This window comes from Streptomyces sp. NTH33 (genome assembly GCF_003236365.1).
In the GTDB taxonomy this organism is placed as follows: Bacteria; Actinomycetota; Actinomycetes; order Streptomycetales; family Streptomycetaceae; genus Streptomyces.
Genome location: NZ_POTZ01001052.1, coordinates 1 through 430 on the forward strand (window position 1 = coordinate 1; position 430 = coordinate 430).

Genomic DNA, 430 nt, shown 5'->3' on the forward strand with positions numbered 1-430 from the left:
GCGGCGGTGACGGCGATGACAAGAAGCCGGACACTTCTACGTCCGCCTCAAAGAGCGGTGGGTCCCAGCCGAGTGCTCAGGAGGGGAAAACACAGGCCCCTATGGCCGAGCTCAAGGGTGAGGACGGACTGCTCCTGCAGATCACCTCCGCCGAGCGCGACTCGGGCGGATTCGTCACCGTGAACGGAACTCTGAAGAACGACGGGGGAAAATCCGTGGTTGTTCCGGCCCAGGTGACCGGAGATGAGACTGAGATCGTCAAGCACGGTCCCTCGTTCGGCGGTGCCACCCTCGTGGACTCCAAGGGAAAGAAGCGCTACTACGTCCTACGTGACACGGAGGGACGGCCGCTTACAACGACATCCCTCGGGACACTCGAAGCGGGCCAAAGTTTGCCCGTATTCATGCAATTCCCCGCCCCACCGGCCGA

At 62.6% G+C, this 430-nt stretch carries 1 protein-coding gene; it reads left to right on the forward strand.

Features of this window, described 5'->3' with window-relative positions; all coding sequences use genetic code 11:
• A partial coding sequence (locus C1I97_RS38410) for a hypothetical protein (protein ID WP_111007409.1) occupies window positions 1-430 on the forward strand: 430 nt, incomplete at both ends.